This window comes from Pseudoroseomonas cervicalis ATCC 49957, assembly GCF_000164635.1.
Taxonomy (GTDB): Bacteria; Pseudomonadota; Alphaproteobacteria; order Acetobacterales; family Acetobacteraceae; genus Pseudoroseomonas; species Pseudoroseomonas cervicalis.
Window position 1 is genome coordinate 176074 of sequence record NZ_GG770777.1, and the last position, 8811, is coordinate 184884.

The 8811-nt window shown below is 72.0% G+C and carries 7 protein-coding genes; 6 read left to right on the plus strand and 1 reads right to left on the minus strand.

All coding sequences use genetic code 11. The features are described from left to right. The coding region (locus HMPREF0731_RS00780) for an energy transducer TonB (protein ID WP_007002063.1) at window positions 1–301 on the plus strand (301 nt) is incomplete at its 5' end. A 63-nt stretch (window positions 302–364) separates the two neighbouring features. Here the strand turns inward: HMPREF0731_RS00780 and uvrA are convergent. Then, on the minus strand, window positions 365–3265 hold the full coding sequence (uvrA, locus tag HMPREF0731_RS00785; RefSeq protein WP_007002064.1) for an excinuclease ABC subunit UvrA: 2901 nt from the start codon (window positions 3263–3265) through the stop codon (window positions 365–367). 265 nt (window positions 3266–3530) lie between these two features. Between uvrA and ssb the strand changes: the two genes are divergently transcribed. The 5 genes from ssb to HMPREF0731_RS00810 form a co-directional block, all read left to right on the plus strand. Next, window positions 3531–4079, plus strand: coding sequence for a single-stranded DNA-binding protein (ssb, locus tag HMPREF0731_RS00790; RefSeq protein ID WP_007002066.1), 549 nt, complete (start codon window positions 3531–3533; stop codon window positions 4077–4079). Window positions 4080–4268: 189 nt separating this feature from the next. After that, window positions 4269–5249 (plus strand): Bug family tripartite tricarboxylate transporter substrate binding protein, encoded by a 981-nt coding sequence (locus tag HMPREF0731_RS00795; protein WP_007002067.1) that lies wholly within the window; start codon window positions 4269–4271, stop codon window positions 5247–5249. A gap of 49 nt (window positions 5250–5298) precedes the next feature. Continuing rightward, the gene (locus tag HMPREF0731_RS00800; RefSeq protein WP_007002068.1) at window positions 5299–6582 is read left to right on the plus strand and encodes a hydroxymethylglutaryl-CoA reductase, degradative; all 1284 of its coding nucleotides are present in this window, start codon (window positions 5299–5301) and stop codon (window positions 6580–6582) included. 163 nt (window positions 6583–6745) lie between these two features. Continuing rightward, window positions 6746–8152, plus strand: a complete 1407-nt coding sequence (locus tag HMPREF0731_RS00805) for an aminotransferase-like domain-containing protein (protein ID WP_245538214.1) — start codon at window positions 6746–6748, stop codon at window positions 8150–8152. 196 nt (window positions 8153–8348) lie between these two features. Further along, window positions 8349–8811 (plus strand): PTS mannitol transporter subunit IIA (locus HMPREF0731_RS00810; protein WP_007002070.1); only part of this gene is annotated, 463 nt, incomplete at its 3' end.

Below are 8811 nucleotides of genomic sequence, written 5' to 3' on the forward strand. Positions count from 1 at the left end.
CCGCGCCGCGGTGGCGCCGCCCGCCAGCTACCAGAACCGGTTGTTCTCGGCGCTGGAGCGGGCCAAGCGCTACCCCAACAGCGCCCGGCTGCGCCGCATCCAGGGCCAGGCGCTGCTGCAATTCACCGTGCGGGCGGATGGCAGCGTGGCGCATTGGCGCCTGCTGCGCAGCAGCGGCCAGGACATCCTGGACGAGGCGGTGGTGGAGATGATCCAGAGCGCGCGCCTGCCGGCCTTTCCGCCGGAGATGGGCAGCGACCCGGTGACGATGACGGTGCCGGTGACCTTCACCCTGCGCTGATCCCGGCCACCGCTGGCGGGACGTGAAAAAGGCCGGAGGGGGATGCCCTTCCGGCCTTTCGCGTCACTCGGCGGCGCGCGCCGGGGCGCGGCGCCGGGCCGGCTTGGGCTGCGGCAGCAGCGGCCCCAGGAAGCGCCCCGTATGGCTGGCGGGCACCGCCGCCACTTGCTCCGGCGTGCCCTCGGCGACGATCTGGCCGCCGCCATCGCCGCCCTCCGGCCCCATGTCGAGGATCCAGTCGGCGGTCTTGATGACCTCCAGATTGTGCTCGATCACCACCACCGTGTTGCCCTGGTCCACGAGCTGGTGCAGCACCTCCAGCAGCTTCTTGACGTCCTCGAAATGCAGGCCGGTGGTCGGCTCGTCGAGGATGTAGAGGGTGCGGCCGGTGGCGCGGCGCGACAGCTCCTTCGACAGCTTGATGCGCTGCGCCTCGCCGCCCGAGAGGGTGGTCGCCTGCTGGCCGAGATGGATGTAGCCGAGGCCCACCTCCCGCAGCACGCGCAGCTTGTCGCGGATGGCGGGCACGGCGGAGAAGAACTCGACGCCCTCATCCACCGTCATCTCCAGCACGTCGGCGATCGACTTGCCGCGGAACTTCACCTCCAGCGTCTCGCGGTTGTAGCGCTTGCCCTTGCAGGTGTCGCAGGTGACGTAGACATCGGGCAGGAAGTGCATCTCGATCTTCAGCACGCCATCGCCCTGGCAGGCCTCGCAGCGCCCGCCCTTGACGTTGAAGCTGAAGCGGCCGGGCTTGTAGCCGCGGGCGCGGCTGTCCGGCAGCTCGGCGAACCAGTCGCGGATCGGCGCGAACAGCCCGGTATAGGTCGCCGGGTTGGAGCGCGGCGTGCGGCCGATCGGCGACTGGTCGATGTCGATGATCTTGTCGAGATGCTCCAGCCCCTCGATCCGCTCATGCGGGGCGGGGACGGTGCCGGCGCCCATCAGCCGGCGGGCCACGGCCTTGTACAGCGTCTCGATCACGAAGGTCGACTTGCCGCCGCCGGAGACACCGGTGACGCAGGTGAAGGTGCCGAGCGGCAGCGCCGCGCTGACGCCGCGCAGGTTGTTGCCGGTAGCGCCGACCACGCGCAGCATGCGCTTGGGGTCCGGCGCGCGCCGCTTCTCCGGCACGGCGATGTGCCGGCGCCCCGAGAGATAGGCGCCGGTGATGCTGTCCGGATGCGCTGCCACCTCCTCCGGCGTGCCCTGGGCGATGACGCGGCCGCCGCCGGCCCCCGCCGCCGGGCCGATATCGATCAGGTGGTCGGCGGTGCGGATGGCGTCCTCGTCATGCTCGACGACGAGCACGGTGTTGCCGAGGTCGCGCAGCCGGCGCAGCGTGGTCAGCAGGCGTTCGTTGTCGCGCTGGTGCAGGCCGATCGAGGGCTCGTCCAGCACGTAGAGCACGCCGGTCAGGCCGGAGCCGATCTGGCTGGCCAGCCGGATGCGCTGGCTCTCGCCGCCGGAGAGGGTGGCGGAGGAGCGGGCCAGCGACAGATAGTCCAGCCCGACATCGAGCAGGAAGCGCAGCCGCTCGATGATCTCCTTCAGGATGCGCCGCGCGATCTCGGCGCGCTGCGGGGTGAGGGTGGCTTCCACCCCCTCGAACCAGGGCAGCGCCTTGCGGATCGACAGCTCGCTGGCGCCGGCGATGTGCATTCCGGCCACCTTCACCGACAGCGCCTCGGGCTTCAGGCGCGCGCCGCAGCAGGCATGGCAGGGCCGCTCCGCCTGGTAGCGGGAGAGATCCTCGCGCACCCAGGGGTTGTCGGTCTCGCGCAGCCGGCGGGCGAGGTTGGGCAGCACCCCCTCGAAGGGCTTCTTCACCTCATAGGCGCGCAGCCCGTCCTTGTAGCGCAGGGTGACGACCTCATCCCCCGTGCCGTTCAGGATGGCGTGGCGCACCTTGTCCGGCAGCTCGCCCCAGGGGGTGCTGGTCTTGATGCCGAAATGCTTGGCCAGGCTGGTCAGCGTCTGGTCGTAATAGGGCGCGCTGTTGCCGGCCCAGGCGGCGACCGCCCCGTCGGCCAGGCTGCGCCCGTCATCCGGCACCACCAGCGCGCCGTCGAAGAAGCTCTCGGTGCCGAGCCCGTCGCAGACCGGGCAGGCGCCCTGCGGCGAGTTGAAGGAGAACAGCCGCGGCTCGATCTCCTCCAGCGTGAAGCCGGAGACGGGGCAGGCATAGCGGCTGCTGAACACCGTGCGCTCGGCATCATCGGCGCCCTCGGCATAGGCGACGCCATCGGCCAGGCCCAGCGCGGTCTCGAAGCTGTCGGCCAGGCGCTGCGCCAGCCCGTCATTGCCGACCACGACGCGGTCGACCACCACCTCGATATCGTGCTTCTTGCGCTTGTCGAGGGCGGGGGCGTCCTCGATCCGCATCAGCGTGCCGTTGATCTTCACCCGCTCGAAGCCGCGGCGCTGGTACTCGGCCAGCTCCTTCTTGAACTCGCCCTTCTTGCCGCGCACCACGGGGGCCAGCAGCAGCAGGCGGGTGCCCTCGGGCATCGCCAGCACGCGGTCCACCATCTGGCTGACCGTCTGCGCCTCGATCGGCAGGCCGGTGGCCGGCGAATAGGGCACGCCCGCCCGCGCCCAGAGCAGGCGCATATAGTCGTGGATCTCGGTCACCGTGCCGACGGTCGAGCGCGGATTGTGGCTGGTCGTCTTCTGCTCGATCGAGATGGCCGGCGACAGCCCCTCGATGGAATCCACATCCGGCTTCTGCATCAGCTGCAGGAACTGCCGCGCATAGGCCGACAGGCTCTCGACATAGCGGCGCTGGCCCTCGGCGTAGATTGTGTCGAAGGCGAGCGAGGATTTCCCCGAGCCCGACAGGCCGGTCAGCACCGTCAGCGTGTGCTTCGGGATGTCGATGTCGATGTTCTTCAGGTTGTGCTGACGCGCGCCGCGGATGCGGATCTGGTCGTTCTGGCCGGGGGAGGGGGGCGGCTTGGTCACGTCAGGCTCCTGGGGGCGAGCGTTCGCATTGTGTTCCTGTTGTGCCAGGATTACTGTGCAGGGGGAAGGGGCGCAACAAGGCCCTGGCGGCCGGACCATCCCCCGGGGGGTGGCAACGCGGCAGCTTGGTGGCTAGGTTGCGCCAACGCGCCCTGCCGGGCGCACAGAATGGTGATGATCGGCCCCGCGGGCCGGGCCGCCATCCCCGCGGGACGGGGAGGCGCGCCGGCGGCGCGGCGCCATAACGGGTGAAGGACCAGGCGGCATGGCCGGCAGCGTCAACAAGGTGATCCTGATCGGCAATCTGGGGAAGGACCCGGAAGTGCGGAATTTCCAGAATGGCGGGCGCGTGGTGAACCTGCGCCTCGCCACCACGGACACATATAAGGACCGCGAGGGCAACCGCCAGGAGCGGACCGAGTGGCACTCGGTCGCCATCTTCAACGAGAAGTTGGGCGAGATCGCCGAGAAGTACCTGCGCAAGGGCAGCAAGGTCTATATCGAGGGCAAGCTCGAGACCCGGAAGTGGCAGGACCAGGCCGGCCAGGACCGCTACTCGACCGAGGTGGTGCTGCGCAACTTCGGTGGCGAGCTGACCCTGCTCGACGGCCGGGGTGAGGGCGGTGGCATGGGCGGTGGTGGCGGCTCCGAGGGCGGCGGCTATGGCGGCGGCGGCCGCGCCTCGGGCGGCTATGGCGGCGGCGAGCGCAGCGGTGGTGAGCGCGGTGGCCCGTCCGGCGGCCGGCCGCAGCGCGGCGGCTGGGATGCGCCGAAGGGCGGCGGCAGCGACCTGGACGACGACATCCCCTTCTGAGCCGGCCCTTCTGAGCCGGCCGCCCCGGCGGAACCGGTCAGACAAGCCCGCAGGCATCCCCGATGCCTGCGGGTTTTTTCATGCCGGCGCCGCCGGCTGTCCCACCGAAAAACCGGGAAACTGTCCCTTCTCCCGGACCCGCCACTGGGACAATTCTTCCGCCAATCCATAAAAACGGAGGAACGTCCCATGAAGCGCCGCACCATGCTGGCCGGCGGCCTGGCCCTGCCGGGCCTGCTGCTCACCCCCCCGGCCGCCCGCGCCCAGGAAGCCGCCTGGCCCGCCCGCCCCGTCACCCTGGTCGAGGGCTACCCGCCCGGCGGCGTCACCGACCTCGCCTCCCGCGCGGTGGCGGACCGCATGGCGCGCGAACTTGGCGTGCCGGTGGTGGTGGAGAACCGGCCCGGCGCCGCGACCTCGCTGGCCGCCACCGCCGTCGCCCGCGCCCGTCCCGATGGCTACACGCTGGTGATGGGCACCACGACGCTGGCCATCAACCAGACGCTGCAGCCCAACCTGACGCCCAAGGATCCGGGGCGCGAGCTGGACCCCATCGGCATGGTGTTCCGCACGCCCTTCATCCTGCACGTCCATCCATCGCTGCCGGTGAGCACCACCGCCGAGCTGATCGCCTACGCCAAGGCCAATCCGGGCAAGGTCACCTTCGCCTCGCCGGGCACCGGCGCGGTCAGCCATCTCTGCCTGGAGCTGTTCAAGGCGCGCACCGGCATCGACATCGTCCACGTGCCCTATCGCGGCGGCGCGCCGGCCGCCCTCGACCTGCGGGCAGGGCGGGTGCTCGCGATGTTCCAGGCGCCGCAGGAGGCGGCCCCGACGCTGCGCGAGGGCGCCACGCGCGGCCTCTCGGTGACCGCGCCGCAGCGTCTGGCCGATTATCCCGACCTGCCGCCGATCAACGAGATCCTGCCGGGCTTCGAGGTGTTCTTCTGGCAGGGCCTCTTCGCCCCCGCCGGCACGCCCGCCCCGATCATCGCCCGCGCCGCCACCGCGCTGCGCGCCGCCACCGACGACCCGCAGATCCGCGCCCGCCTGGCCGAGCAGGGCGTGCAGCTGGTCTCCGGCGATGCGGAGGTGCTGCGCCGGGCGCTGGCCGACGATACTGCCCGCTGGGGCGCGGTGATCCGCGAGGCGAATATCCGCATCGAGTAAAGGCCCGGCCCCGACCCGCGCCCCGCTCGCTCTCCCACAGGATTCCTCGATGTCCCTCAGCAACCTGACCTCGCGCATCTCCGGCTTCCACCGCATGGATCCGGAGGAGCGGCTGGCCGCCGTCGCCGCCTTCGCCGACCTCGACGAAGGCGCCGTCGCGCAGCTGCGCCGCGCCGGCAATATCGACACGCATCTGGCCGACCACATGATCGAGAACACCGTCTCGACCATCGCCATCCCGGTCGGCATCGCCACCAACATGCGCGTCGATGGCCGGGACGTGCTGGTGCCGATGGCCACCGAGGAATCCTCCGTCGTCGCCGCCGTCTGCAACTCGGCGCGGCAATGCTATGAGAGCGGCGGCTTCACCACCTCCGTCTCCGGCAACCTGATGATCGCCCAGGTGCAGCTGGTCGGCGTGCCGGACCCGGAGAATGCCCGCATCCGCATCCTCGAGCGGCGCGAGGAGATCGCGGCGATCTGCGATGGCTGCGACCCGATGCTGGTCCGCCTCGGCGGCGGCTTCCGCGACCTGGAGGTGCGGGTCATCGCCTCCCAGGGCGGGCCGATGGTGGTGACGCATCTGATCGTCGACACCCGCGACGCCATGGGCGCCAACACCGTCAACACCATGGCCGAGACGCTGGCGCCCTCCATCGAGCAATGGACCGGCGGCAAGGTGTTCCTGCGCATCCTCTCCAACCTGGCCGACCGCCGCCTGGCCCGCGCCCGCGCGGTCTGGCCGGTGGCCGCCATCGGCGGCGAGTCGGTGCGCGACGGCATGATCGCCGCCTACCACTTCGCCGAGGCCGATCCCTACCGCGCCGCCACCCACAACAAGGGCATCATGAACGGCGTCTCCGCCGTGGTGCTGGCCACCGGCAACGACACCCGCGCGGTGGAGGCCGGCGCCCATGCCTATGCCGCCCGCAACGGCCGCTACACCAGCCTGACCCGCTGGGAGGTGACCGCCGGGGGCGACCTGGCCGGCGTGCTGGAAATGCCGCTGCCGGTCGGGCTGGTGGGCGGCGCCACCAAGGTCCACCCGACGGCGCAGGCCTGCCTGAAGGTGCTGGGCGTCTCCAGCGCCGCCGGGCTGGCCCGCATCATCGCGGCCGTCGGCCTGGCGCAGAATTTCGGGGCGATGAAGGCACTGGCCACCGTCGGCATCCAGCAGGGCCACATGGCGCTGCACGCCCACAACGTCGCGATCGCCGCCGGCGCCGTGGGGAAGGAGGTGGAGCAGCTCGCCGCCACCCTCGTCGCGCGCCGGCAGGTGCGGGGCGATGTCGCCGCCGAGGAACTGGCGAAGCTCCGCGCCGGCGCCGCTTGAGGGGGCTTCGCCCCCTCAAACTCCCCCCCCTTTTTCCCTGGGGCAGGGGACAGGGTCCCCTGCACCCGCCTTTCGTTCGGACAGGCCCTCCGGTCTAGGATGGCGCGGAGACCGGGAGGGGGCAGGCTTGGAGATGCGGCATCCGGGGCGCCCGGCGACCCGCGTGGAAGAGATCGCCCGGCGCCTGGCCGACGCCATCGAGCGCGGCCTGCTGGCGCCCGGGGAGCGCCTGGCCTCGATCCGCGCCGCCGCGCCGCATCACGGCGTCTCCAAGAACACCATGGCCGAGGCCTATGAGCGCCTGGTCGCCTCCGGCCATCTGGAGGCGCGGCGCGGCGCCGGCTACTTCGCCGCCCAGCTCGCCCGCCCGGCCCGGCCGCGCCTGCCGCCGCACCTGGCCGAGGCGATCGACACCGTCTCCCTGCTGCGCGAACAGCTCGAGGCGCGGCACGAGGTGCGGCCGGGCGATGGCCGCCCGCCCCCCTCCTGGATGGAGGGCTCGGAACTCGCGGCGCAATTCGCCGGCGGCAAATGGCGCCCCGGCGGCAGCGTCGAGCATGGCTATGGCAGCTCCTGGGGCTTCCTGCCGCTGCGCGAGCGCATCGCCCTGTCGCTGGTGGAGCGCGGCATCTCCTGCTCGGCCGAACAGGTGCTGATGAGCTTCGGCGCCAACCACGCGCTCGAGCTGGTCATCCGCCACCTGACCGAGCCCGGCGACACCGTGCTGGTGGACGATCCCGGCTACTACCCGCTCTTCGGCAAGCTGCGCCTGGCGCGGGTGCGCGCCCTCGGCGTGCCGCGCCTGGCGGACGGGCCGGACCCGGAGGCGCTGGAGGCACTGCTGGCCGCGCACCGGCCCAAGGCCTTCTTCACCCAGTCCCTCGCCCACAACCCGACCGGCGGCAGCCTCTCCCCCGCCATCGCCCACCGCGTGGTGCGGGCCGCCGAGCGGCATGGCGTGACCCTGGTCGAATGCGACCCCTTCGCCGACATCCTGCCGGTGACCCTGCCGCGGCTGGCGGCGCTGGGTGGGCTCGGGCGCGTCATCCATATCGGCACCTTCTCCAAGACCCTCTCCGCCTCGCTGCGGGTCGGCTTCGTGGCGGCCGAGCCCGCCACCGTGCAGGCGCTGAACGACCTGAAGATGCTCATGGTGGTCTCGACCTCGGGCTTCGCCGAGCGCTTCGTGGCGCATCTGATCCAGGGCGGGCACTATCTGCGGCACCTGCGCCGGCTGCGCCGCCGCATCGACACCGGCACCGCCACGGCCGTCGCCAACCTGGCCGGGGCCGGCTGGCCGGTGGACACGCCACCGGGCGGCGGGCTGTATCTCTGGGTGCCGCTGCCCGAGGGGCTGGAGGAGGCCGCGCTGTGCCAGGCGGCGCAGGCGCAGGGCATCTTCCTGGCCCCCGGCGCGATCTTCCGCCCCGGCCCGGCGGAGGCCGGGCAGCCAGCCCGCATGCGGGTCAATGTCGCCTATGCCAATGACCCGCGCTTCCTCGGCTTCCTGCGGCAGGCGCTGGCGGCGCGCGGCGGGGCGGGCGCCCGCCCGGCCGGGCCGGACCATTGAAAAACCGCCTGGAAGGCGGACATTGGCGGCAGGGCCGCCGCTCCGGGGGACCCGAGCCTGGCCGTTCCGGCCGCGTCCCGAGTCCGCCGCGGCGGTTGCCGGGGGGGTGCCGGACGGCCTAGGTATCGCAGCGCAATCCGGGAACGGCCCGCCCTGGCGGCCCGTCTCGCTACGGACGACAGGACGCACCGATACCGTGATTCTCTCCGCAGACCGCATCCGTCTTGCCGCCGCCCCGGCCGACAAGGAGGCCGCCATCCGCGCGGCGGCGCAGCTCCTGGTCGAATCCGGTGCCATCGACGCCGCCTATGCCGACAGCATGCTGCGGCGCGAACAGGAGGCGGACACCTTCCTGGGCAATGGCATCGCCATCCCGCATGGCCAGCGCGGCGATCGCGGGCTGATCCGGCAGACCGGCATCGCCGTGCTGCAGGTGCCGCAGGGCGTGCGCTGGAATGGCGAGGACACCGCGCATCTGGTGGTGGCCATCGCCGCCCAGGGCGACGAGCACATCGCCGTGCTGCGCCGCCTGACGGATGTGCTGGGCGAATCCGACCTCGCCGACCGCCTGGCGCGGACCGGCGACAAGGCCGAGATCCTCCGCGCGCTCGATCCCGACGCCCCCGCCGCCGACGCCGCGCCGGCCCCGCAGGCCGCCG